At 51.5% G+C, this 24,686-nt stretch carries 31 protein-coding genes; 6 read left to right on the forward strand and 25 right to left on the reverse strand.

Annotation, left to right across the window (positions count from 1 at the left end; genetic code table 11):
• Positions 1-3 precede the first annotated feature (3 nt).
• The 18 genes from rpsH to rnr all read right to left on the reverse strand — a co-directional run bounded on the left by rpsH (position 4) and on the right by rnr (position 10,747).
• Positions 4-396, reverse strand: coding sequence for a 30S ribosomal protein S8 (gene rpsH, locus E6C74_RS11305; RefSeq protein ID WP_136485185.1), 393 nt, complete (start codon positions 394-396; stop codon positions 4-6).
• 29 nt (positions 397-425) lie between these two features.
• Positions 426-731 (reverse strand): 30S ribosomal protein S14, encoded by a 306-nt coding sequence (rpsN, locus tag E6C74_RS11310; protein ID WP_020329484.1) that lies wholly within the window; start codon positions 729-731, stop codon positions 426-428.
• 17 nt (positions 732-748) lie between these two features.
• Positions 749-1,288 carry a 50S ribosomal protein L5 gene (gene rplE / locus E6C74_RS11315; RefSeq protein WP_136485187.1) on the reverse strand — a complete coding sequence of 180 codons (540 nt, stop codon included), beginning with the start codon at positions 1,286-1,288 and terminating at the stop codon, positions 749-751.
• A 24-nt stretch (positions 1,289-1,312) separates the two neighbouring features.
• Positions 1,313-1,630 (reverse strand): 50S ribosomal protein L24, encoded by a 318-nt coding sequence (gene rplX, locus E6C74_RS11320; RefSeq protein WP_136485190.1) that lies wholly within the window; start codon positions 1,628-1,630, stop codon positions 1,313-1,315.
• A gap of 14 nt (positions 1,631-1,644) precedes the next feature.
• On the reverse strand, positions 1,645-2,016 hold the full coding sequence (rplN, locus tag E6C74_RS11325; RefSeq protein WP_136485192.1) for a 50S ribosomal protein L14: 372 nt from the start codon (positions 2,014-2,016) through the stop codon (positions 1,645-1,647).
• A gap of 159 nt (positions 2,017-2,175) precedes the next feature.
• On the reverse strand, positions 2,176-2,430 hold the full coding sequence (rpsQ, locus tag E6C74_RS11330; RefSeq protein WP_136485194.1) for a 30S ribosomal protein S17: 255 nt from the start codon (positions 2,428-2,430) through the stop codon (positions 2,176-2,178).
• Positions 2,430-2,621 (reverse strand): 50S ribosomal protein L29, encoded by a 192-nt coding sequence (gene rpmC, locus E6C74_RS11335; protein ID WP_136485196.1) that lies wholly within the window; start codon positions 2,619-2,621, stop codon positions 2,430-2,432. The genes rpsQ and rpmC overlap by 1 nt, the downstream gene beginning before the upstream one ends.
• Entirely contained in the window at positions 2,621-3,031 is a 411-nt protein-coding gene (rplP, locus tag E6C74_RS11340; protein ID WP_004728605.1) for a 50S ribosomal protein L16, read from the reverse strand. The genes rpmC and rplP overlap by 1 nt, the downstream gene beginning before the upstream one ends.
• An 11-nt stretch (positions 3,032-3,042) precedes the next feature.
• Entirely contained in the window at positions 3,043-3,744 is a 702-nt protein-coding gene (gene rpsC / locus E6C74_RS11345; protein ID WP_020329479.1) for a 30S ribosomal protein S3, read from the reverse strand.
• Between the two features lie 19 nt (positions 3,745-3,763).
• Positions 3,764-4,096 carry a 50S ribosomal protein L22 gene (rplV, locus tag E6C74_RS11350; RefSeq protein ID WP_136485198.1) on the reverse strand — a complete coding sequence of 111 codons (333 nt, stop codon included), beginning with the start codon at positions 4,094-4,096 and terminating at the stop codon, positions 3,764-3,766.
• Positions 4,097-4,106: 10 nt separating this feature from the next.
• Entirely contained in the window at positions 4,107-4,385 is a 279-nt protein-coding gene (gene rpsS / locus E6C74_RS11355; protein ID WP_004394525.1) for a 30S ribosomal protein S19, read from the reverse strand.
• A gap of 20 nt (positions 4,386-4,405) precedes the next feature.
• A complete protein-coding gene (gene rplB / locus E6C74_RS11360; protein WP_136485201.1) occupies positions 4,406-5,230 on the reverse strand; it encodes a 50S ribosomal protein L2 in 825 nt (274 codons plus the stop codon).
• A gap of 16 nt (positions 5,231-5,246) precedes the next feature.
• Positions 5,247-5,549 carry a 50S ribosomal protein L23 gene (gene rplW, locus E6C74_RS11365; protein ID WP_004394523.1) on the reverse strand — a complete coding sequence of 101 codons (303 nt, stop codon included), beginning with the start codon at positions 5,547-5,549 and terminating at the stop codon, positions 5,247-5,249.
• Positions 5,546-6,148 (reverse strand): 50S ribosomal protein L4, encoded by a 603-nt coding sequence (gene rplD / locus E6C74_RS11370; protein ID WP_136485203.1) that lies wholly within the window; start codon positions 6,146-6,148, stop codon positions 5,546-5,548. The genes rplW and rplD overlap by 4 nt, the downstream gene beginning before the upstream one ends.
• Positions 6,149-6,164: 16 nt before the next feature.
• Entirely contained in the window at positions 6,165-6,794 is a 630-nt protein-coding gene (rplC, locus tag E6C74_RS11375) for a 50S ribosomal protein L3 (protein ID WP_136485206.1), read from the reverse strand.
• Between the two features lie 14 nt (positions 6,795-6,808).
• Positions 6,809-7,120: a 30S ribosomal protein S10 gene (gene rpsJ / locus E6C74_RS11380; protein WP_001181007.1), complete on the reverse strand. Its 312-nt coding sequence runs from the start codon at positions 7,118-7,120 to the stop codon at positions 6,809-6,811.
• Positions 7,121-7,548: 428 nt separating this feature from the next.
• The gene (gene rlmB, locus E6C74_RS11385; protein ID WP_136485208.1) at positions 7,549-8,289 is read right to left on the reverse strand and encodes a 23S rRNA (guanosine(2251)-2'-O)-methyltransferase RlmB; all 741 of its coding nucleotides are present in this window, start codon (positions 8,287-8,289) and stop codon (positions 7,549-7,551) included.
• Positions 8,290-8,299: 10 nt separating this feature from the next.
• Complete coding sequence (rnr, locus tag E6C74_RS11390) at positions 8,300-10,747, reverse strand: ribonuclease R (protein WP_136485210.1); 2,448 nt, start codon at positions 10,745-10,747, stop codon at positions 8,300-8,302.
• A 185-nt stretch (positions 10,748-10,932) separates the two neighbouring features.
• Here rnr and E6C74_RS11395 point away from each other — a divergent pair, with 185 nt between their 5' ends.
• The gene (locus E6C74_RS11395) at positions 10,933-12,780 is read left to right on the forward strand and encodes a DUF3413 domain-containing protein (RefSeq protein WP_136485212.1); all 1,848 of its coding nucleotides are present in this window, start codon (positions 10,933-10,935) and stop codon (positions 12,778-12,780) included.
• A gap of 125 nt (positions 12,781-12,905) precedes the next feature.
• Here E6C74_RS11395 and E6C74_RS11400 read toward each other — a convergent pair whose 3' ends face one another.
• From E6C74_RS11400 to kefG, 7 genes are all read right to left on the reverse strand, one after another.
• Entirely contained in the window at positions 12,906-13,541 is a 636-nt protein-coding gene (locus tag E6C74_RS11400) for a tetratricopeptide repeat protein (RefSeq protein WP_136485214.1), read from the reverse strand.
• A gap of 215 nt (positions 13,542-13,756) precedes the next feature.
• On the reverse strand, positions 13,757-15,073 hold the full coding sequence (locus E6C74_RS11405; RefSeq protein ID WP_136485216.1) for an adenylosuccinate synthase: 1,317 nt from the start codon (positions 15,071-15,073) through the stop codon (positions 13,757-13,759).
• 129 nt (positions 15,074-15,202) lie between these two features.
• The gene (locus E6C74_RS11410) at positions 15,203-16,144 is read right to left on the reverse strand and encodes an isoaspartyl peptidase/L-asparaginase (protein ID WP_136485218.1); all 942 of its coding nucleotides are present in this window, start codon (positions 16,142-16,144) and stop codon (positions 15,203-15,205) included.
• Positions 16,145-16,331: 187 nt separating this feature from the next.
• A complete protein-coding gene (gene slyD, locus E6C74_RS11415; protein ID WP_136485220.1) occupies positions 16,332-16,862 on the reverse strand; it encodes a peptidylprolyl isomerase in 531 nt (176 codons plus the stop codon).
• Between the two features lie 192 nt (positions 16,863-17,054).
• Complete coding sequence (locus E6C74_RS11420; RefSeq protein ID WP_136485222.1) at positions 17,055-17,255, reverse strand: YheV family putative zinc ribbon protein; 201 nt, start codon at positions 17,253-17,255, stop codon at positions 17,055-17,057.
• Positions 17,256-17,269: 14 nt separating this feature from the next.
• The gene (gene kefB, locus E6C74_RS11425) at positions 17,270-19,072 is read right to left on the reverse strand and encodes a glutathione-regulated potassium-efflux system protein KefB (RefSeq protein WP_136485224.1); all 1,803 of its coding nucleotides are present in this window, start codon (positions 19,070-19,072) and stop codon (positions 17,270-17,272) included.
• A complete protein-coding gene (gene kefG / locus E6C74_RS11430) occupies positions 19,053-19,643 on the reverse strand; it encodes a glutathione-regulated potassium-efflux system ancillary protein KefG (RefSeq protein ID WP_136485226.1) in 591 nt (196 codons plus the stop codon). Before kefG ends, kefB begins: the two co-directional genes overlap by 20 nt.
• 134 nt (positions 19,644-19,777) lie before the next feature.
• On the opposite strand from kefG, the gene E6C74_RS11435 reads away from it, so the two are divergent.
• From E6C74_RS11435 to E6C74_RS11455, 5 genes are all read left to right on the forward strand, one after another.
• Positions 19,778-21,700 carry an ABC transporter ATP-binding protein gene (locus E6C74_RS11435; RefSeq protein ID WP_136485507.1) on the forward strand — a complete coding sequence of 641 codons (1,923 nt, stop codon included), beginning with the start codon at positions 19,778-19,780 and terminating at the stop codon, positions 21,698-21,700.
• Entirely contained in the window at positions 21,697-22,170 is a 474-nt protein-coding gene (locus E6C74_RS11440) for a TIGR02444 family protein (RefSeq protein ID WP_136485228.1), read from the forward strand. The genes E6C74_RS11435 and E6C74_RS11440 overlap by 4 nt, the downstream gene beginning before the upstream one ends.
• Before the next feature lie 97 nt (positions 22,171-22,267).
• Positions 22,268-23,242, forward strand: coding sequence for a hydrolase (locus E6C74_RS11445; RefSeq protein ID WP_136485230.1), 975 nt, complete (start codon positions 22,268-22,270; stop codon positions 23,240-23,242).
• Positions 23,243-23,284: 42 nt separating this feature from the next.
• Positions 23,285-23,494, forward strand: coding sequence for a YheU family protein (locus E6C74_RS11450; RefSeq protein WP_136485232.1), 210 nt, complete (start codon positions 23,285-23,287; stop codon positions 23,492-23,494).
• Between the two features lie 93 nt (positions 23,495-23,587).
• Positions 23,588-24,457, forward strand: coding sequence for a phosphoribulokinase (locus E6C74_RS11455; RefSeq protein ID WP_136485235.1), 870 nt, complete (start codon positions 23,588-23,590; stop codon positions 24,455-24,457).
• Positions 24,458-24,686 lie beyond the last annotated feature (229 nt).

Raw genomic sequence — 24,686 nt, forward strand, 5'->3', positions numbered from 1 at the left:
AAATTAAGCTACGTAGCAAATGATTTCACCGCCAAGACCTGCTTTACGAGCAGCGCGGTCTGACATCAGACCCTTGGAAGTGGAAACAACAGCAACACCAAGACCGCCCATCACTGATGGCAGCTCGTCTTTCTTCTTATAAACACGAAGACCTGGACGAGAAACGCGCTTGATTTGCTCGATTACTGGTTTCGCTTGGAAATACTTAAGAGTGATTTCCAGCTCAGGTTTTGCTTCGCTTTCAACAGCGAAGTCAACGATGTAACCTTCAGCTTTCAGTAGTGCAGCGATTGCAACTTTCAGCTTTGAAGAAGGCATTTTAACAGCAACTTTGTTTGCTGCCTGACCGTTACGAATACGGGTCAGCATATCCGAAATCGGATCTTGCATGCTCATAAACTTTACTCCAAATGATTAAGTGGCAATTACCAGCTAGCCTTACGAAGTCCAGGAATCTCGCCTTTCATGCAAGCTTCACGAACTTTAATACGGCTCAGACCGAACTTACGTAGGTAACCGTGTGGACGACCAGTTTGGTTACAACGGTTGCGCTGACGTGATGCACTTGAATCACGTGGAAGAGATTGCAGAGTCAGAACTGCATTCCAACGATCTTCTTCAGATGCGTTTACATCGCTGATGATAGCTTTTAGCGCTGCACGCTTTTCTGCGAACTTAGCTACTAGCTTTGCACGTTTTTCTTCACGTGCTTTCATTGATTGTTTAGCCATAACAGTAACCCTTCACCTTACTTACGGAATGGGAAGTTAAAGGCAGCCAGCAGAGCACGGCCTTCCTCATCGTTTGCAGCAGACGTCGTGATAGTGATATCAAGACCGCGCACACGATCGACTTTATCGTAGTCGATTTCCGGAAAGATGATTTGCTCGCGAACGCCCATGCTGTAGTTACCGCGGCCGTCAAAAGACTTAGCGCTAACACCGCGGAAGTCACGTACACGTGGTAGAGCGATTGCAATTAAGCGCTCCAGAAAATCCCACATGCGTTCGCCACGCAAGGTTACTTTACAACCAATTGGGTAGCCTTCACGAATTTTGAAACCAGCAACAGATTTACGCGCTTTAGTGATCAGTGGCTTTTGACCAGAAATGGTTGCCATGTCAGATGCTGCGTTTTCCAGTAGTTTCTTATCGTTGATTGCTTCACCAACGCCCATATTGAGGGTGATTTTCTCAATTCTAGGGACTTGCATGACGCTTGTGTAACCGAACTGTTTGGTCAGTTCAGCGACTACAGACGACTTGTAGTAATCATGCAGTTTCGCCATAGTAGAACTCCAAATTACTTCTAATTAGTTAGAAACGGTTTCGTTGTTAGACTTGAAGAAACGAACTTTCTTGCCGTCTTCGAAACGAAAACCGATACGGTCCGCTTTACCAGTAGCTGCGTTGAAGATAGCCACGTTAGAAACGTCGATCGCTGCTTCTTGCTCTACGATACCGCCTTGGATACCTAGTGCAGGAACAGGTTTCTGGTGTTTCTTAACAAGGTTGATACCTTCTACGATAACTTTACCAGTTGCTAGAACCTTAGTTACTTTACCTTTCTTGCCTTTGTCTTTACCAGCAAGAACGATCACTTCGTCATTACGACGGATTTTAGCTGCCATTTTATTGCCGCTCCTTACAGAACTTCTGGAGCCAGTGAAACAATCTTCATGAATTTCGCAGTACGAAGTTCACGAGTCACTGGACCAAAGATACGTGTACCGATTGGTGCCTCGGTGTTGTTGTTCAACAGCACACAAGCATTACGGTCGAAGCGAATGACAGAACCGTCTGGTCGACGTACGCCTTTACGGGTGCGAACTACCACCGCCTTCAGTACATCACCTTTCTTCACTTTACCGCGTGGAATTGCTTCTTTCACGGTAACTTTGATGATGTCGCCCACATGAGCGTAACGACGGTGAGAGCCACCCAGAACCTTAATACACATTACGCTGCGAGCGCCTGAGTTATCAGCTGCGTCCAGCATACTTTGCATTTGGATCATGTTAGTGCTCCGCTAAATATTAAATAAACTAGACCCGTCTCGGGTCGGGCTGCCTCTTTAAAGGGACGCGAATTGTACCACCCTTTTTCGAGATTGGGTAGTCAAAAAACAAGCGGCCCCAAAAATAATTGGGGCCGCTTTATTCGTAGTCAAGCTAAATTAGATTTTCGCTTTTTCTACTACTTTTACCAAAGTCCAAGACTTAGTCTTAGACAGTGGACGACATTCTGAAATCTCAACTGTGTCGCCGATGCCACACTCGTTGTTTTCATCATGTGCGTGTACTTTAGTCGTACGCTTAACGAATTTACCGTAGATTGGGTGCTTCACAAAACGTTCGATAGCAACAGTGATAGACTTGTCCATCTTGTCGCTAACTACACGACCTTGCTGGGTACGAATATTGTCGCTCATTATGCGCCCGCCTTCTCAGTCAAAACAGTTTTAACACGTGCGATATCACGGCGTACAGCTTTCAGAGTATGAGTTTGCTGTAGTTGACCAGTTGCAGCTTGCATGCGCAAGTTGAACTGCTCTTTAAGCAGATTCATCAGCTCTGCATTCAGCTCTTCAACGCTTTTTTCGCGTAGATCTTGTGCTTTCATCACATCACCTGTTTAGTTACAAATGTAGTCTTGAATGGCAGTTTACGCGCCGCAAGACGGAACGCTTCACGAGCCAGTTCTTCAGGTACACCATCAACTTCGTACATAACCTTACCAGGTTGGATTTGGGCTACCCAGTACTCAACGTTACCTTTACCCTTACCTTGACGAACTTCTAGTGGTTTTTCTGTGATTGGTTTGTCTGGGAACACACGGATCCAGATTTTACCTTGACGCTTAATGTGACGCGTCATAGCACGACGTGCCGCTTCGATTTGACGAGCAGTTAGACGACCACGGCCTACAGCTTTCAAACCAAAAGAACCGAAGCTTACTTCAGTACCTTTAGCCAGACCACGGTTACGACCTGTATGAACCTTACGGAACTTAGTACGTTTAGGTTGTAGCATCTGTCGACTCCTTACTTACGGCCTTTACGCGGCTTCTTGTTAGGCTTGTCAGCCTTAGGCTCTACTGCGTTAGCAGCTGGCATTCCGCCTAGAATCTCACCTTTGAAGATCCAAACTTTAACGCCGATTACACCGTAAGTGGTGTGAGCCGAAGAAGTTGCGTAATCAATGTCAGCACGTAGAGTGTGTAGAGGCACACGGCCTTCACGGTACCACTCTGAACGTGCGATTTCAGCGCCGCCTAGACGACCGCTTACTTCCACTTTGATACCTTTAGCGCCTAGACGCATAGCATTCTGTACCGCGCGCTTCATAGCACGACGGAACATAACACGACGCTCTAGTTGAGACGCGATGCTATCAGCCACTAGTTGGCCGTCTAGCTCAGGCTTACGTACTTCAGCGATGTTGATTTGCGCTGGTACACCTGCGATTTTCGCTACTGCTGCGCGTAGCTTCTCAACGTCTTCACCTTTCTTACCGATAACAACACCTGGACGAGCAGTGTGAATAGTCACACGGATGCTCTTCGCAGGACGCTCGATAACGATGCGTGATAGAGACGCTTTTGACAGTTCTTTAGTCAGGAACTGACGTACCTTGAAGTCGCCGTCTAGGTTGTCAGCGAAATCTTTGGTGTTAGCAAACCATGTAGCATTCCAAGGCTTAACGATGCCTAGACGAATACCATTTGGATGTACTTTTTGACCCATTGCTTACTCTCCTAGTCTCTTAGCGATCTGCGACAACCACAGTGATGTGGCTTGAACGCTTCAAGATACGATCCGCACGGCCTTTAGCACGAGGCATAATACGCTTCATGACTGGGCCCTCATCTACGAAGATTTTAGCGACACGTAGGTCGTCAATATCTGCACCTTCGTTGTGCTCCGCGTTCGCGATAGCTGACTCTAGAACTTTCTTAACTAGTACAGCAGCTTTTTTGTTGCTGAAAGTCAGAACTTCTAGTGCTTGGTCAACTTTCTTACCACGAATTTGATCTGCAACTAAGCGAGCTTTCTGAGGAGAAATGCGAGCAAAGTTATGTTTAGCTAATGCTTCCATTATTTACTCCTTAGCGCTTCTTAGCTTTCTTATCCGCAGCGTGGCCGCGGTAAGTGCGAGTTGGTGCAAATTCACCCAGCTTGTGACCGATCATCTCGTCAGTTACGAAAACTGGAACGTGTTGACGACCATTATGGACAGCGATGGTCAAACCGATCATTGTAGGAATGATCATTGAACGACGGGACCAAGTCTTAATAGGCTTTTTGTCTCCGCTTTCCACCGCTTTCTCTACCTTCTTCAGCAAGTGTAGGTCAATAAATGGACCCTTCTTGAGAGAACGTGGCATGGCTTATCCTCTTTAATAGATTACTTATTGCGACGACGTACGATGTACTTGTCAGTGCGTTTGTTCTTACGGGTCTTAAAGCCTTTAGTAGGCATACCCCAAGGAGATACTGGGTGACGACCACCAGAAGTACGGCCTTCACCACCACCGTGTGGGTGGTCAACCGGGTTCATTACCACACCGCGAACGGTTGGACGAACACCGCGCCAGCGGCTAGCACCAGCTTTACCCAGTTCACGTAGCATGTGCTCAGAGTTGCCTACTTCACCGATTGTTGCACGGCCTTCAGACAATACTTTACGCATTTCGCCAGAACGTAGACGGATAGTTACATATGAACCGTCGCGAGCAACGATTTGTGCATATGCACCCGCAGAACGAGCTAGCTGTGCACCTTTACCAGGAGTCAGCTCTACGTTGTGAACGGTTGAACCTACAGGGATGTTGCGCATTGGCAGAGTGTTACCCGCTTTAATCGGTGCATCAACACCAGATTGGATAACATCACCAGCTTGCAGACCTTTAGGTGCAATGATGTAACGACGCTCACCGTCTTTGTACAGAACCAGAGCGATATTCGCGCTACGGTTTGGATCGTATTCTAGGCGCTCAACTTTCGCTGGGATGCCATCTTTAGTACGTTTAAAGTCGATTACACGGTAGTGTTGTTTGTGACCACCACCGATGTGACGTACAGTGATACGACCGTTGTTGTTACGACCGCCATTTTTAGAGTTTTTCTCTAAAAGTGGTGCGTAAGGCTTACCCTTGTGCAGGTCAGTGTTAACAACTTTAACTACGTGACGACGACCAGCCGAAGTCGGCTTACATTTAACAATAGCCATTTTTCAACTACTCCTGTTATTCCGCGCCGCCAACAAAGTCAAGATCTTGACCTTCTTTCAAAGTTACGTACGCTTTCTTCACGTCTGAACGACGGCCTTGGCGTAGACCTTGACGCTTGGTCTTACCCTTAAGAATAAGAGTATTTACAGACTTAACTTCAACTTCAAATAGCTTTTCTACAGCTGCTTTGATCTCTTTCTTAGTTGCATCTTTTGCTACTTTGAAAACGATAGTGTTCGCTTTCTCTGCAGCCATAGTTGCTTTTTCAGAGATGTGTGGAGCACGTAGAACTTTTAGTAGACGCTCTTCACGAATCATGCCAGCATCTCCTCTACTTGCTTAACTGCAGTAGCAGTCATAAGAACCTTGTCAAATGCGATCAGGCTTACTGGGTCGATACCAGAAGCGTCGCGCACGTCAACTTTGTACAGGTTACGAGCAGCTAAGAACAGATTCTCGTCTACTTCGCCAGTAACGATAAGTACATCGTTAAGCTCAAGTTCGTTAAGCTTAGCTACTAGCTCTTTAGTTTTTGGTGCTTCTACTGAGAAGTTATCAACAACGATTAGACGCTCTTGACGAACTAGCTCAGAAAGAATTGCTTTCATAGCACCGCGGTACATTTTCTTGTTTACTTTTTGGCTGTGATCTTGTGGTTTCGCAGCAAAAGTAACACCACCTGTACGCCAGATTGGGCTACGAATTGTACCAGCACGCGCACGGCCAGTACCTTTTTGACGCCATGGCTTAGCGCCACCGCCAGAAACTTCTGAACGTGTCTTTTGAGCACGAGTACCTTGACGAGCACCTGCTGCGTATGCAACAACTACTTGGTGTACAAGAGCTTCGTTGAACTCACGTCCGAAAGTAGTTTCGGAAACAGTTAGTGCGTTAGCACCTTTAACCATCAATTCCATTACTTACTCCTAGACGTTATGCTTTAACAGCTGGTTTTACGATCACGTTGCCGCCAGTTGCGCCTGGGACTGCACCTTTAATAAGAAGCAGATTGCGCTCAGCGTCAACTCGTACGATCTCTAGGTTTTGAGTCGTTACACGCTCAGCACCCATGTGACCTGCCATTTTCTTGCCTTTAAACACGCGGCCTGGAGTCTGACATTGACCGATAGAGCCAGGTGCGCGGTGAGACAATGAGTTACCGTGAGTCATATCTTGAGTGCGGAAGTTCCAACGCTTAACAGCGCCTTGGAAACCTTTACCCTTAGATGTACCAGTAACGTCTACTTTCTTAGTTTCGTTGAACAGTTCAACAGTCAGTTCAGCACCAACTTCAAACTCTTCACCGTTTTCCAAACGGAATTCCCAAAGACCGCGACCAGCTTCAACGCCAGCTTTAGCAAAGTGACCTGCTTCAGCTTTGTTTACGCGGTTTGCTTTCTTAGCACCAGCAGTTACCTGGATTGCTGCGTAGCCGTCAGACTCAAGAGTTTTAACTTGAGAAATACGGTTAGCTTCAACCTCAACAACTGTTACTGGGATAGAAACGCCTTCTTCAGTAAATACGCGGGTCATGCCCACTTTACGACCGATTAGACCAATCATTCTTCTAATCTCCCTTAACCTAGGCTAATTTGTACGTCAACGCCCGCAGCAAGGTCTAGACGCATCAGAGCATCAACAGTTTTGTCTGTTGGCTCAACGATGTCGATCAGACGTTTGTGAGTACGAATTTCGTACTGATCACGAGCATCTTTGTTAACGTGTGGAGAGATAAGAACTGTGAAACGCTCTTTACGAGTTGGCAGTGGGATTGGACCACGAACCTGTGCGCCAGTGCGCTTAGCTGTTTCAACGATTTCCGCGGTAGAAGCATCGATCAGTTTGTAATCGAAAGCTTTTAGGCGGATACGGATACGTTGGTTCTGCATGAGACAGAGCTCCAAATTTGATAAATTACACAAACAATATCGCCACTCAAACTCGCCAGGGCGAGAGAATGCCGATTGATTTATGTGAAACCGTAGCATCCAAGATTAGGACGCATTGTCAGCTAATAGGTGATTAACCTGGAACTATCATAACGACAGTTAAAAGCTAAATTTTTATTAACTGCGAACATAAGCTGAGTTTACATTACCTGAAAAATCCGAAGATTTAACAGCTCCTCGCTGCTCATTGGTTCACAACTGGCTTAACCAGTGGGGCTGCATTATACAGATCGGCGGGGGGCATGCAAGCAGTGTTTGAAAAATAAACGCTATTAATTCTAAACCACTGATTCGGGGTTAAGCTGTAACCAGCAGTACCAATAAAAAACGCAGGCCTGGGCCTGCGTTTTGCTGTGTTAGCGGCTCAGTTAGCTCAGCGAACGCTGACGCACTGCCTCAAACAGGCAGATACCGGTTGCCACAGACACGTTAAGGCTGGAAACTGTGCCGGCCATCGGGATCTTGATCAGGTCATCACAAGTTTCTCGGGTCAGTCGACGCATACCATCCCCTTCCGCACCCATCACGATAGCCAGCGGCCCGGTCAGTTTGCTGTGGTAGATGTCGTGGGTCGCTTCGCCAGCCGTACCGACAAACCAAACGCCCTGCTCCTGCAGTGCACGCATGGTACGCGCCAGGTTGGTTACCCGCACCAGAGGCACGGTTTCCGCCGCACCGCACGCCACTTTGCTGACCGTTGCTGTCATCGGTGCTGATTTATCTTTCGGCACAATCACCGCTGCCACACCTGCGGCATCGGCATTACGCAGACACGCCCCCAGGTTGTGCGGATCGGTGACGCCGTCCAGTACCAGCAGCAATGGCTGCTCATGTTGAGCCAGGATCGCGTCCAGGTCATTTTCATTCAGCGGCTTGCTCGGTTTGACTTTGGCAATCACGCCCTGGTGGTTGGCTCCGTTCGCTTTGTCATCCAGAACTTTGCGGTTCATTTCCTGAATCGATACACCGATATGAGCCAGCTCGTTCAGTACCGGCAGCAGGCGATCATCCTGACGACCTTTCAGGACGTACGCTTCAACAAAACGTGCCGGGTCGCGTTCCAGGACGGCACGCACTGCGTGAATGCCGTAGATCAGTTCGTTACTCATTAGTTACCTATTACTTTTTCGCACGGGCTTTGTCGGCTTTACTGCGCGACTGATGCTTACGTGCTTTTTCCGCTTTGCTTTTTTTACGCTTCGGTTGCTCGGCGGCATCCCTGTCGTCAGGGCGTTTAGTCGGTTCAATTTGCGGAACCGCTTTCGCGCCACGAGTGGCGGCCTGTTTTTTGCCTTTCGCCTTGGCTTTGGCGTCCGCCGCGCGTTTCTTAGCCGTTTTACCTTCGCCGCGTAGCTTACGACTTGTTTCCACTAATTCAAAGTCTATTTGACGATCATCGAGGTTAACTGCCAGCACTTTGACTTTTACCGCATCGCCGAGGCGGTAAATGGCACCAAACGATTCCCCCACCAGACGCTGGCCAATCGGATCAAACTGATAGTAGTCGTTTGCCAGGTTGGAAATATGCACCAGACCATCGATGTGCAGATCCGTCAGGCGTACGAAGAAGCCAAACCCGGTCACGTTGGCAATCACGCCTTCCAGCTCTTCACCCACGTGATCCTGCATGTATTCACATTTCAGCCAGTCAGAGACTTCGCGCGTTGCATCATCCGCACGGCGCTCGGTCATCGAACACTGCTCACCATAGAAATCCATATCATCAAAGGAATAATGATAACCGCCGGTCGGTGTCCAGCGATCTTTATTGGTCCCTTCCTGCTTGGCGATCAGATACTTGATCGCGCGGTGCAGCAGCAGATCCGGATAACGGCGGATCGGCGAAGTAAAGTGAGCATAACGTTGCAGCGCCAAACCAAAGTGGCCGGCATTGTCTGCGTTGTATACCGCCTGCTTCATCGAACGCAGCAGCATGGTCTGTATTAGTTCTTTATCCGGACGTTCGCCAATCTGGCTCATCAGGTGAGCGTAATCGGTCGGCGACGGCTCCAGGCCACCGCCTAAATCGAGTCCGAGCTCGGACAGGAAGTCACGGAAGCCCATCAGACGCTCTTCACCCGGCGACTCGTGGATGCGGTACAACGATGGCTCTTTGGCTTTTTCCACCAGCGAGGCCGAGGCGATGTTGGCCAGGATCATGCACTCTTCAATCAGCTTGTGGGCATCGTTACGCACCAGCGGCTCGATACTTTCAATCTTGCGCTGGGCGTTAAAAATAAACTTGGTTTCGACAGTTTCAAATTCGATCGCGCCGCGCTGTTCTCGTGAGCCTTTCAGCACTTTATACATGCGGTGCAGTTCTTCCAGATGCGGCACCAGAGCATGATAACGCGCACGCAGTTCTTCATCCCCTTCCAGAATGTCGTGCACCTTGGTGTAAGTCAGACGGGCATGGGAATTCATTACCGCTTCATAATGTTTGTAACCAGACAGCTTACCGCTTTCCGAAATGGTCATCTCACACACCATACACAGGCGATCGACCTGCGGGTTGAGAGAACACAGACCATTCGACAGCACTTCCGGCAACATAGGAACCACTTGGGACGGGAAGTAGACTGAGTTACCACGCTGAATCGCTTCTTTATCCAGCGCAGAATCCGGACGGACGTAATAGCTCACATCGGCAATCGCGACCCACAAACGCCAGCCGCCGCCTTTCTTGGCTTCACAGTAGACCGCATCATCGAAGTCCCGCGCATCTTCGCCATCGATGGTCACCAGTGGCAGTTGACGCAGATCGACCCGGCCCTGTTTGGCTTCTTCCGGCACTTCTTCACCCAGACCGGCAATCTGTTTTTCCACTTCTTGCGGCCACACATGCGGGATCTGGTGCGTGCGGATAGCAATTTGCGTCTCCATACCCGGCGCCATGTTCTCGCCCAGCACTTCAACCACCTGGCCCATCATGCCGCGATTGCGGGTACCACGGTCGGTAATTTCAATCACCACCACGTTGCCCATCCGCGCGCTGCCGCGCAGCTCGTTCGGGATCAGGATATCCTGATGAATCCGCGAGTCATCCGGCACCACATAGGAGTAGCCGTATTCAAAGAAAAAGCGACCCACAATCTGAGTTTGACGCTCTTCCAGCACGCGGACTAATCGCCCCTCTTTTCGGCCGCGCTTGTCAGTACCGGTTGGTTGTACCAGTACCAGATCACCATGGATGATGTGTTTCATCTGGTGATGAGGAAGAAGAATGTCATTGTCTTTATTGGCACTGCCTTCCGGACGTACCCAGCCGTGACCGTCTTTATGACCGATCACATAGCCTTTGACGATTTCCAGTTTTTCCGGCAGGGCGTAACACTGACGGCGGGTAAACACCAGCTGGCCGTCTCGTTCCATGGCACGCAGACGACGACGCAAGCCTTCGTACTGGTCCTCACCAGACAACTGCAGCGCCTCGAACAGATCATTGCGGTTCATCGGCACATTGGCCTGAGTCAGATATTCGATAATGAATTCACGACTTGGTATTGGATTTTCGTAGTTATCAGCTTCACGATCCGCGAAAGGATCAACGTGCGGGGTGTCAGACATAGCCAGACCTGCTTAATTATGAAGGGAACACCAGTATAACCTACTGAGAATCTGAGCATAAGAACTAAAACAAATATCCTGAACAAGATCACCAAAGGCAAATATGTGACATGAATCAAACTTTACGCTACATTGACCGGCTTTCTACCTCTTGTTTCACCCCTCTCGCGGAGACGGATAATCTTATGCTGTTAAATGTACGCCACAAGGTGCGCTGGTTACTGAGCCAGTTTGTTTTGAACGTTGTTTTATTATCAGTACTAGGCCTGCCTTATCTGACTTGGATGATCACCCCGCAACACGACTGGCTGGCCAAACTGTACTTGCTGACCACCCAGATAGGCTGGTTTGGTCTGTTTGCCCTGGCCATCAGTTTAGCCATGCTGGCGCTGAGCTGGCTGCCGGGACGCTGGCTGAAATGTATAGCGACCCTGATCACCTGGCTGGCTTCGGTGCTGCTGATCGTCGATGTGCAGGTTTACCAGCAGTACCGCTTCCATCTCAGTGGTTTCGTCTGGGAGTTGCTGATCGAAGGCGGTGATGAGGTCATCAGCCTGTCCTGGTACACCCTGCTGATGGCGGGCATGATTGTGCTGGGACTTGGACTGGCCAGCCTGGTGGTGAGCGTATTGAGCAGTAAACTGGCTCGCACTCAACTGCGCTGGACCAGATACGCCTGCGCGATTTGGTTTGCTTGCCTGCTGACCAGCCAGAGCATTCACATGTGGCGCGATGCCAATTACGACAGCGTCGTACCAAGCTACAGCTATCACTGGCCACTGTACTACCCTCTGACTGCCAAACGCTTTTTCCATAAGATGGGCTGGATTGATATCCAGGCGGCACGCGAAGAGAACCTGACTCTGGCCCAGCCACAGAGTTCGAACCTCAATTACCCTTTGCATCCGCTCAGCTATGAGAAGTCCACGCAGCAACCCAAGCAGCAACCGAATATTCTGTTCATCGCCATCGATACCTGGCGCTACGATGATGCCAACCCACAAGTGACGCCGCATATCAGCCAGTTTGCCCAGCGCAGTTTGCGTTTCCAGCAGCATGTCAGTGGCGGCAATTCAACCCAGGCCGGTATTTTCAGCCTGTTCTACGGTCTGCCGGCGACCTACTGGAACGCTTTCCTGTCCGCGCAGCAACGTCCGGCGCTGATGGATGCCCTGCAGGCACAAGATTATCAGTTTGCGATTTATGCCGCGGCGCCGCTGAACAGCCCGCCGTTTGATCGCACGGTATTTAACGGGGTGGAAAATCTGCGTATTGATACACCGGCAGATACCTCGCCACAACGTGACGCGCGCATTACCGATGACTTCATCGACTTTCTGCACACACGTGACAGCAGCAAACCTTATTTTGGTTTCCTGTTCTATGACTCCGCCCATGCCACCGATTTTCCGGCTGACATGCCGCTGCACTTTTCGCCTTCCTGGGAGCGGGTGGATCACATCAAACTCAACAACGATTTCGATCCTGAGCCGTACCGCAACCGCTACCGCAATGCGCTGTACTACATCGACACTCAGGTCGAACGGGTCCTGAAATCGCTGCAGGCACGCGGCGAACTGGACCACACCATTGTCGTCATTACGTCCGATCACGGTCAGGAGTTTAACGATAACCATCAGAACTACTGGGGGCACGGCAGTAACTACAGCATGGCGCAGATTCATGTCCCGCTCTATATCTATGTGCCGGGCCGGGAGAGTAAAGACATTCGCTGGAAGACCACCCATCAGGATATCGCACCGACTTTTATGCAGCGCACACTCGGGGTCTCTAACCCGGTTAGCGACTATTCGGTGGGTTATGATCTGTTTGATACTCAGCGTGACCGGGACTGGTTACTGATCGGCAGTTATTTCAACTACGCCATGGTGGCGGATGATGAGATTATGGTGACCTACCCGAGCGGCAGCGTTCAGAGCATGACACCGCAGTTAGAGCCGAAAGCACAGCACTCATTTACCAGCAGCGATCTGATGCAGGCACTGACCCAGATGAATCGCTTTTTGAAATAAGCATTGTCTCTGCCGTTGGCGACGTATCGCCAACGGCAGAGACAAGTGCAACGACAGAGACAAGTGCGGCCACGTGCAGGTATGACAACGTAGCCGCAATAGTACAGAAAGGGAGTCTGGTGAGGCTACCAGAAGGTGGTACGCCGCTTGGCGCGGGCAATAATATTCTGCGGCATACGCTGCTCCAGCCCCTGGCGCAGAATCGCAATCCGGTTGTGAGTCCGTTGGTCTGCCGTTACTGAGCTGTAGAGCCAGCGGTAGGCATCTTCATAATCCAGCGGACTGCCGTAATCACGCAGCAGAAGCTCGGCAAGATGAATACGCGCGTTAAGATTGCCCATCGACGCGGCTTCACGCAGATAAGGAATCGCGCGCTCTTTATCCTGCTGCACTAAGGTGCCGCGCGAATAATAGCGCCCCAGTTGTTCCAGCGCAGCTGGCAATCCCTGGTGAGCGGCATTTTCCATGTAGTACAGGCCAAGCTCCACGTCCTGCTCCACACACACGCCCCATGCCAGCATGTCACCATACAGAAACTCGTAAGCCGGCAAATTAATGCGTGTGGCGCGGGCAACGATGTCCTCGACCAACTGGCAATTATCCGCTTTAACGCGTTCCAGATGTTTGTTGTTCTCGATTAGTTTGATCAGCTCAGCTTCTGAATAAATTGGCACTGGCTCACCGACCTCAGCCACATTTGCTTGGCTGAAAGATGCGTGAAAGACTAACACCAGAGAAGCGGCTACCGTTCGTAGCTTCATACCTGCACTCTTAGTTAACTCCGATAGCCATAACAGTATAGCGCGTGATACGCGCAGGCCCGGTCTGATTCTTTTATCGGCCAATGCCCGCCACGCTTTAGGCAAATATTGCCACCGACTGGCAACTTTTTGCCGCAGCAGTTGCCCGTTCTGGAATGAGAAGCATAAAAAAAGCCGGCTGAGACAGCCGGCTTTCAAAAATACTTTCCTATCAATTACACGTTAAACGGGTGTACTTTGATGATGGTCTCGTTACGGTCAGGACCGGTCGAGATGATGTCAACCGGCACACCAGTCAGCTCTTCGATACGCTTGATGTAATCGAGAGCAGTTTGTGGCAGTTGATCAATCGATTTTGCGCCAAAAGTTGTTTCTGACCAGCCTGGCATGGTTTCGTAAATTGGCGTCACGTTGTCGTATGCGTCAGCAGCCATTGGCGATACTTCAGCAATTGAGCCGTCAGCCATCTGATAACCAGTACAGATCTTGATCTCTTTCAGACCATCCAGAACGTCCAGTTTAGTCAGACAGAAACCAGTGATTGAGTTGATCTGGATTGCACGACGCATCGCAACCGCATCGAACCAGCCAGTACGACGCAGACGACCGGTCGTCGCACCAAACTCATGACCTACCGTACCCAGATGTTTACCAACCGGATCTTGCTTGTCCAGACCATCGTACAGTTCGGTCGGGAACGGACCAGAACCTACACGGGTACAGTAAGCTTTCGCAATACCCAGGATGTAGCCCAGGTAGCGAGGACCAAAGCCAGAACCAGCAGCAACGCCACCAGCCGTGGTGTTAGATGAAGTCACGTATGGGTAAGTACCGTGGTCGATGTCCAGCAGTGTGCCTTGCGCGCCTTCGAACATGATTTTGTCGCCGCGTTTACGGGCTGCATCCAGCTCGTCAGTGACGTCGATAACCATAGAAGTGAGCAGATCAGCGTAACCCATCGCCTGTTCCAGCACCTCTTCGTAGCTGACAGGTTCAACTTTGTAGAAGTGTTCCAGCTGGAAGTTGTGCAGTGCCATGACTTCTTTCAGCTTCTCAGCAAAAGCAGTACGGTCAAACAGGTCGCCAACACGCAGACCACGACGAGCAACTTTGTCTTCGTAAGCAGGACCGATACCGCGACCAGTCGTACCAATGGCTTTTTTACCACGTGCAGCTTCACGAGCCTGGTCGAGAGCGATGTGGTAAGGAAGAATCAGGGGACAAGCTTCAGAAATGTAAAGACGTTCACGTACCGGAACACCGCGCTCTTCCAGAGCTGTCATTTCTTTGATTAATGCGTCAGGTGAAAGTACCACACCGTTACCGATGATACATTTCACGTTATCACGAAGGATACCGGAAGGAATCAGGTGCAGGACGGTTTTCTCGCCGTCGATAACCAGTGTGTGACCTGCATTGTGACCGCCCTGGTAGCGAACCACATATTTTGCATCTTCAGTTAAAAGATCAACGATCTTCCCTTTTCCTTCATCACCCCATTGGGTGCCAAGAACGACTACGTTATTTCCCATCTTTCCAAGTCTGATTGCTGATTAAAAATGGATTCTAGCACCGAAAACGATTCGATGCAGTCATTTTTTAAGCATAAAAAATGGATGAAAAATTACCGTTGCAATCCATTAATTTAGTGAATTCAACGCTCATTCATCAGCATAAATCTTGACCAGCAAGTGACCTTGTACATCGATACTGGCGCGGTACATACCGCTGCTGTTCATGGCAAAATGAATCTCGCCCTGTGCGTCAATAGCAATCAGACCGCCTTCACCGCCCATCGCTTTCAGATCGCCCTGAATGACCTGCTCGCAAGCCGTATGTACGTCCTGCTGCAAATAGCGCATCCGCGCCGCCACATCCCCGGCCACCCCTTTACGAATGAAGTACTCGCCCATCCCTGTCGCTGACACCGCCACCGTGCCGTTTTCGGCCAGCGTTCCGGCACCGATAATCGCCGAATCGCCGATGCGACCATACCGTTTGTTGGTGATGCCACCGGTACTGGTCGCCGCAGCCAGATTACCCTGCTGATCGAGCGCCACCGCACCCACAGTACCGTGCTTAGTATCGTCCGGATAAGCCGATTCCGACAGGGCAAACAAGCCTTTTTGCTTCATGCTTTGCAACTGGTCATAACGGCGCTCGGTAAAGAAGTAATCCTGTTCGGTATACTCATAGCCAAGGCTGAACGCAAACTCTTCCGCGCCCTCACCGGCCAGCATGACATGCTGGCTGCGCAGCATCACATCCCGGGCCAGCTCAACCGGATTACGGATGTGGCGCACCCCGGCAATCGCACCGGCATTCATCTGCGCGCCATGCATCACCGACGCATCCATTTCCACCATTTCTTTATCCGTCAGTACCGAGCCATGACCGGCATTAAAGTGCGGGCTGTCTTCCAGCACCCTGACTGCCGCCACCACAGCGTCCAGGGCATCGCCACCCCGGGCGAGCAATTGATGACCGGCGCTGACGGCCTGCTGCAGAGCCTGGCGGATCTCGCGGTTAAGCTCAGCGCTCATCTGGGCGCGTAATATGGTACCGGCACCACCATGGATGGCGATGGCAAAAGGTTGGGTCATGCTGTGCTCCTTGTCCGCCGACATCACGCTGGGCGGCACCTCGCTGGGCGGTAGTACTGCGCAGGCGTAACGTCCTCACCGGACACGCAAAAGAAAGTGATCAGATATAAAAAAGCGCCAGCCAGATCACCTGGCTCGCGCTTTGATTCATTTCGGCTTCCGGTGCAGTGACCGGCGCTGAAATCAATTAGTGGTGGTGATGATCACCGCCACAGCAACCACCTTCGTGGTCGTGGTCATGATCGTGACCGCCAGCCTGATGAACGTGACCGTGCGCCAGCTCTTCTTCAGACGCTTCACGCAGTGCAACCACTTCACATTCGAAAGTCAGAGTGTGGCCAGCCAGCATGTGGTTACCATCAACCACTACTTCGTCGCCATCCACTTCGGTGATTTCTACCGGGATTGGACCCTGGTCAGTATCCGCCAGGAAACGCATGCCCACTTCAATTTGGTCTACGCCTTGGAATACGTCAGCTGGTACACGCTGAACCAGTGCATCACTGTGCTCACCGTACGCATCTTCTGGTGCAATCGTTGCGGTGAATTTATCACCGGCAGCTTTGCCTTCCAGTTCGCGCTCAAGACCAATGATCAGGTTGTTGTGACCATGTAAGTAATCCAGTGGTGCTTCCACTGTTGACTGGTCTACCACAATGCCATCTTCCAGTTTTACCTGGTAGGCAAGGCTTACAACCACGTTCTTTTCAATTTTCATAACGGCTCCAAGGAGTTGTGTATTCAGTACTCAAATCAGATCACACAGATTAGCTTGAGATAGGCGACATTATGGATGATTCGCCTTGTCACCTCAAGGCATGCGTGGCAAGCGGGCCCGGTTTAAGTCGGTCACAGGCCGCAAAAGCGCGTTTTATCCCGCTCTCAGCGAGAGGCATACGCGGCGCGACACTTACTCGGGACGGAAGATCCCTATCATCTGCTCACCGGCATGCGAACTCTGCTCGACCGATTTTGGCGCGCGTTGCTCTGTGTAGTCACACTCGACACACTCGACTAATTCGACATTATTGTCGACCCACCAGCGCAGAGTATCCTGCGCCTGACAGTGCGGACAGGCCGCACCGGCAATAAAACGTTTCTTGGCTTTCACGTTATTTGATCCTGTTATTGTTCCCAGTAGCCGCGCGACTGACGATCATTATCCATCTCACGGCCAAATATCTCTTCCAGCTCTTTACGTGCTTCTTTAGCACGCAACCCCAGTTTGGTGCCCTCAGTATGCTGCGGCAGCAGCTCTTCAAGCATGGCATGATCGAGACGACGAAAATGCGCTTCGGCCCGCTTGGCCTCATACGGATGCATACCGAGAGAAACCAGTGCCTGCCGCCCCAAGTCGAGCGCACCGAGGAACATTTCGCGTGAGTAACACTCTACACCGTGATTCATCAGCTGATAGGCTTCGACCCGGCTGCGGGCACGGGCAAGAATTTTCAGGCGCGGGAAATGGTGCTGACACAGAGCGACGATTTTCATCACCTCATCCGGCGCATCAGTACAGATCACTATCGCTTCTGCATCCTCGGCCCCGGCGGCGCGCAGCAATTCTAATTGAGTCGCGTCACCATAAAACACTTTATAACCATATTTGCGCAGCAATTTGATCTGGCTCGCATCGCTTTCCAGCACCGTCACCTTAATCTTATTGGCAAACATCAAACGGCCGACAATCTGCCCGAAACGGCCGAAACCGGCAATAATCACACGTGGCTCTTTATTGAACACATCACTATCAAGCGTTTCATCCGCTGCACTGTTGAGACGACGGGCAAACCATTGACGTTGTAAGGTCAGAATCAGCGGCGTGGTCACCATGGATAAACTGACCACCACCAGCAAAAATGAAACCTGCTCCGCTGCCAGTAAGCCTTCATGACTCGCGGCAGTAAAAATGACAAAGGCAAACTCGCCGCCCTGACTGAGAATCGCCGCCATGCTGCTGCGCGCTTTCGCCCGGGTGCCGGATAAACGCGCCAGCGCATAAAGAATCAGGCCTTTGACCACCACCAGGCCGGTCACCGCCAGCAGGATCTGCACAGGCATGGTCATCAGCATACCGAGGTCAACCGCCATGCCAACCGCAATAAAGAACAGGCCAAGCAACAAGCCTTTAAACGGTTCGATAGCAATTTCCAGCTCATGGCGGAACTCGCTTTCGGCCAGCAGGACACCCGCCAGGAAAGTACCCAGCGCCATCGACAAGCCCAGGTTTTGCATCAGTAGCGCAATCCCGACCACCAGCAGCAGTGCCGCGGCGGTAAACAGTTCACGCACCCCGCTCAGCACAATATAACGAAACAGCGGGCTGAGCAGATAGTGGCCGCCGACCAGCAGGCCGATGATGCCGCACAGCATCCACACGCCGTCCAGCCAGTTCCCCCCGGAGCTACCGGCCAGCACCGGCATCAGTGCCAGAATGGGAATCACCGCAATGTCCTGAAACAGCAGAACCGCAAAGCCCGACTGTCCGGTCTCACTGCGGCTCAGTCCCTGCTCGTCAATCACGCGCAATGCGATCGCGGTGGAAGAAAGAGCAAGGCCAAGGCCCACCACCAGGCTGCTCTGCCAGCTCATGCCGAGCAGACAGGCCAGGCTGGATAACACCGCACCGGTCACCACCACCTGAGCGCCGCCAAGGCCGAGGATCGGGCCGCGCATCTGCCACAGTTTTTTCGGATTCAGCTCCAGGCCAATCAGAAACAGCAGCAGCACCACGCCGAATTCGGCGAAATGAAGAATCGCATTCACATCACTGATCAGCCCGAGCCCCCACGGGCCAATCGCCACTCCGGCCAATAGATAGCCGAGCACCGAGCCAAGCCCGGCGCGCTGTGCCAGCGGCACCGCAACGACCGCCGAAGTCAGGAACACCACAGCACTTTGCAAAAAATCACCGGTCAGTGCGGCCATCACTCACTCCTGTCTGCCCCAGCGGGTCGAGCAACCACTGATGGTATTGCTCGGCATGCTGATAACGTTCCTCTTCACTGACGTTACGCGCCCAGTACAGAATCAGTGGCTCCATCCACTCCATACAGCACAGCGCGGCGGTCAGTTCAAACGGCTGCAGAATTTCCCGCATCGAGTAACGGTTGTAGCCGTGATGGCTGAATGCATCTTGGTTACCGCCGGTGGTGACCACGCTGCGCCAGATCTTGCCTTTCATGGCACTCTCATCGCCAAAGGCAAAACCTTTGCCCAGCACACGATCAATCCACTCTTTGAGCAAAGCAGGACAGGAATACATATACAGCGGATGTTGCAACACAATCACGTCGTACTGCAGCACGCGCTGGTGCTCACGATTGACGTCGATGAAGAAATCAGGATAGGTGGCGTAGAGATCCAGCACCGAGACATGCTCAAGGTGCTTGATCTTTTTGATCATGATCTGATTGGCGACCGAGTGATCCGGCTCAGGGTGAGCATACACCACCAATACTTTGGGCTTGTTGTCAGCCACGGTCTCTGGGTTTGCCATTCGTTGAGCACACTCCCTGTGGTTATCAAACGGTTACTGAGCATCATAACGTAATTTGTATAATGATCGACATTTATCCTTATTGCCCCTACTATTCCGGGCGAAAATTTAATACCAGAACAGACGGCATTATTATGATTACCTTCTCCGATATTCAGTTACTGCGCGGTGGCAAACCACTGCTTGATGCAGCTTCAGCGACCATTCATCCCGGCGATAAAGTCGGCCTGGTGGGTAAAAACGGCTGCGGTAAATCCACCCTGTTTGCGCTGCTGAAAGACGAGCTGACCATAGATGCCGGCAGTTTTAACCAGCCCGCACACTGGGAACTGGCCTGGGTGGCGCAGGAAACTCCGGCTCTGGAACGCACTGCGCTGGAGTACGTGATTGACGGTGACCGCGAATACCGCGAGCTGGAACGCCAGTTACATCTGGCTGAGCAACAGGATCAGGGCACCCGCGTGGCTGAGCTGCATGGTCAGTTGGAAACCATCGGCGGTTACAGCATCCGTGCCCGCGCAGCCGAACTGCTCGATGGTCTGGGCTTCAGCCAGGAGCAGATGGAGTGGAATCTGACCCAGTTTTCCGGTGGCTGGCGTATGCGCCTTAACCTGGCTCAGGCGCTGATTTGCCGCTCGGACCTGCTGCTGCTCGATGAACCGACCAACCACCTGGATCTGGATGCTGTGATGTGGCTGGAACGCTGGCTGCAAACCTATCCGGGCACGCTGCTGCTGATTTCCCACGACCGTGACTTTCTGGACCCGATTGTCGGGCGGATTATTCACATCGAAAACGAGAAACTCAACGAGTACACCGGTAACTACTCCTCGTTTGAAACCCAGCGTGCGCAGAAACTGCTGCAACAACAAGCCATGTACCAGAAACAGCAGAAACAGATGGCACACATGCAAAGCTACATCGACCGTTTCCGCTACAAAGCTTCCAAAGCGCGTCAGGCACAGAGCCGCATCAAAGCGCTGGAGAAAATGGAACAGGTTCTGCCGGCCCAGTTCGATAACCCGTTCAGTTTTGAGTTCCGTGAGCCAGCCGCTCTACCTAACCCGATTATGATGATGGACCAGGTCAGTGCAGGTTACGGCGACCATCTGATTCTGGAAAAAATTCGCCTGAATCTGGTTCCGGGCAGCCGCATCGGTCTGCTGGGCCGTAACGGGGCAGGTAAATCAACCCTGATTAAACTCTTATCGGGCGAGCTCAATCCGCAAGGTGGCGATCTGACCTACTCGCAAGGCGTCAAGATTGGTTACTTTGCCCAGCATCAGTTGGAAACACTGCACCCGGAAGAGACGCCGCTGCAGCATATGATGCAAATCGCACCAGACAAAAACGAACTGGAGTTACGTAACTATCTCGGCAGCTTTGGTTTTCACGGCGATAAAGCGCTGGATAAAGTCGGCCCCTTCTCCGGTGGGGAAAAGGCGCGTTTAGTATTAGCGCTGATCGTATGGCAAAAGCCCAACCTGCTATTGCTCGACGAACCGACCAACCACCTCGACCTCGACATGCGCCAGGCCCTGACCCTGGCTCTGCAAAGCTACGAGGGGGCGATGGTGATCGTCAGCCACGACCGCTATCTGCTGCGCGCGACCACCGATGACCTGTACCTGGTACATGACCAACAAGTCGCACCGTTTGATGGCGATCTGAACGACTACTATAAGTGGCTGACTGACCAACAAAAAGCCGATCGTAAAGAGAGTGCAGCGCAGGCACCGGCCAAAGACAACACCAACAGTGCCGCAGCGAAAAAAGAGCAGAAACGACGTGAAGCAGATTTCCGCAAGCTGACCGCGCCAATTCGCAAAAAGCTGACACAACTGGAAGCAAAAATGGATAAGTTGAACGCCACCATTGCCGAGGCAGAACAACAATTATCCGATTCCGCACTGTATGACGCGGAAAATAAAGCTAAACTTAATCAGGTTCTCGCAACTCAGGCCAGCGCTAAATCCGAACTGGAACAGGTCGAAGGTGACTGGATGAGTGAGCAGGAAGCCCTGGAAGAGATGGAACAGGAGTTCAACATTCAATGAGCCAAGAACACGTCACACTATCCCTCACGTTAGAAAGATTGTGGCAATTCAGTTTGCAATACTACAGCGTACGCGAGGTCAAAGAGGCGTGTCTCAGCTTACAGAATAACTTTAACGGCAATGTGAACTTACTGCTGCTGCTTAAATATCTCGACGAGCAGCAGCTCACCTTGCAGGAACAGGACTGGCAATCACTGATTGAAGGCATTGCCAGAACCGAAACCCTGCTCCATCACTACCGCGAACTGCGCCGCAAGCTCAAAAACAATCTGACCGATACTTTATACCGCGAAGCGCTGCAGTTTGAACTGCAGCTTGAGAAGCAGCAGCAGTCTGACCTTATTGAGGTCATCAACCGTCATACCCTGACCATCAATCACGGCGAAGTACTGACCTTACGCTACTGTCGCCAGCTCGGTGCCGAACATCTGGCCACCATTTTCGGTAAACCCGTTCCGGCTTCATTCTGAGCGCTCACCACTGCGCCCAGACAGGGCAGCGCGGCAAAATTCGAACAGCCGATTATTAGGGTATATACTCATTTAAACACTTTGTATTGGCTGAACTATGACCCAATTTGTTGCCGCGACCGGCCTGAAGAATCCCCACCTGCAAACCTTATTGCCGCGCTTTATCCGCAAAAAGGCACTGTTCGAACCTTGTTGGCAGACACTGGACACGCCGGACGGTGATTTTCTCGATCTGGCCTGGAGTGAAGACCCGCAGCATACCCGCGGCAATAAGCCCGTGTTCGTGTTGTTTCATGGTCTGGAAGGCTGCTTTTACAGCCCGTATGCCAATGGCCTGATGCACGCTTTTGCCCAGGATGGCTGGCTGTCCGTGATGATGCACTTTCGCGGCTGCAGTGGTAAACCCAACCACCTGGCACGTGCTTATCATTCCGGCGAGGTGGAAGATGCGCGCTTTGTGCTGGAGAACATCCGTGAGCGCTTCCCACAGCAGACCATTATCGCGGTCGGCATCTCACTCGGTGGCAACATGCTGGTTAATTACCTCGCCCATTACAACCAGGATCCGATCCTGAGCGCCGCGACTATCGTCTCGGCGCCGCTTGACCTGGCCGCCTGCTCAGAGCGGATTGAGCGCGGCTTCTCCAAGTTGTACCGTACCTATCTGCTCTCATCACTGAAAAATACCGCGCTCAAAAAGCATCACCTGCTGAAAGGTGAACTCGGGCTGTCTTACCACAATATAAAGCGTGTCACCCGCCTGCAGGAGTTTGACGACCTGATCACCGCCCCACTGCACGGCTTTCGTGATGCCAGCGATTATTACCAGCGCTGTTCAGGGATTCATAAATTGCAGGATATCCGCCTGCCGACCCAGATCATTCATGCCAAAGACGACCCCTTTATGACCGATGCAGTGATCCCGAAATTTATCCTGCCGGATAACATTGACTATCGTCTATTCGAGCAGGGTGGCCACGTCGGCTTTGTCAGCGGTAGCCTGCTCAAACCGGTGTTCTGGCTCGAACAAGCCCTGCCCGCTTACTATGCCTGCCTGCGCGATAAAAACTGATATAATCGCCCTGTTCATCCATCATAAAAGTATGAGGTATTTATGATTGTTCCCTGGCAACAAATTGACCCCGACACGTTAGACAGCCTGATCCGCGAATTCGTGTTACGTGAAGGCACCGACTACGGTGCACAAGAAGTTTCGCTGCAGGATAAAGTCGATCAGGTCAGATCCCAGCTGCAGCGCGGTGATGCGGTAATTGTTTACTCTGAACTGCATGAAACGGTCGATATCAAAACCAACCGCGCTTAAGCCATCACCCGCTCACCGTTTCCGTGCTATAGTGTTTCGACTCAGGCTGTGAAATTACACAGCCTCGTTAAGGAATCAGAGACAAGGTCTGTCATGTCAGCGAAACACCCAATTATTGCCGTGACCGGTTCATCGGGCGCGGGCACCACCACCACCTCAGAAGCCTTTCGCAAGATGTTCAATATGATGGACATCCGGCCGGCCTGGGTGGAAGGTGACAGTTTTCACCGTTTTACCCGTCCGGAGATGGACGTCGAAATCCGTAAAGCACGGGAGCAAGGGCGCCATATCAGCTACTTCGGCCCTCAGGCCAACGATTTTGCCGCGCTGGAAGGCTTCTTCCGTCAGTATGGTAAGTCCGGTACCGGCCAGATTCGCCGTTATCTGCACACCTTTGACGAAGCGGTCCCTTACAATCAGATGCCGGGCACCTTTACCCCGTGGCAGGATCTGCCACAGAACTCAGACATCATGTTCTACGAAGGTCTGCACGGCGGAGTCGTCGATGGTGACATCAATGTCGCTCAGCATGTCGATTTTCTGATCGGCATGGTGCCTATCGTCAACCTGGAATGGATTCAGAAATACGTGCGTGATACCCGCGACCGCGGCCACTCACGTGAAGCGGTGATGGACTCCATCGTGCGTTCGATGGATGACTACCTCAACTACATCACACCGCAGTTTTCCCGCACCCACATCAACTTCCAGCGCGTACCGACGGTCGATACCTCTAACCCGCTAAACGCCAAAGGCATCCCGAGCCTGGATGAAAGTTTTGTGGTGATCCGGGTGCGCGGGATTAAAAATGTCGACTATCCCTACCTACTGGCGATGATTGACGGCTCGTTTATGTCACGCCACAACACCATCGTGGTTCCGGGCGGTAAAATGAGCTTCGCGATGGAGCTGATCGTACGGCCACTGCTGGAACAACTGATAGAATCAGGAAAAATCGGCTGAGGCTGTCGCTTACTTTTCATACCGTGATCATGGGCACAGTTTTGCGTACATTATCCGGTCTCCAACACGATTAAAGTCAAGAAATCGTGTTGGAAAAAGGATACTATTCTAAACCGAAACACAAGATAACTTGCAGCAATAATAAAGTCCTCTTATTCTAGAGAATCCGTTGAATAAGGCTTCGCTAAAATATGGATAGCAGCAAGCGTACCCTGCAGAGGAAGTGAGA

The sequence above is a fragment of the Vibrio sp. H11 genome, assembly GCF_004804295.1.
Lineage (GTDB): Bacteria > Pseudomonadota > Gammaproteobacteria > Enterobacterales > Vibrionaceae > Vibrio > Vibrio ostreae.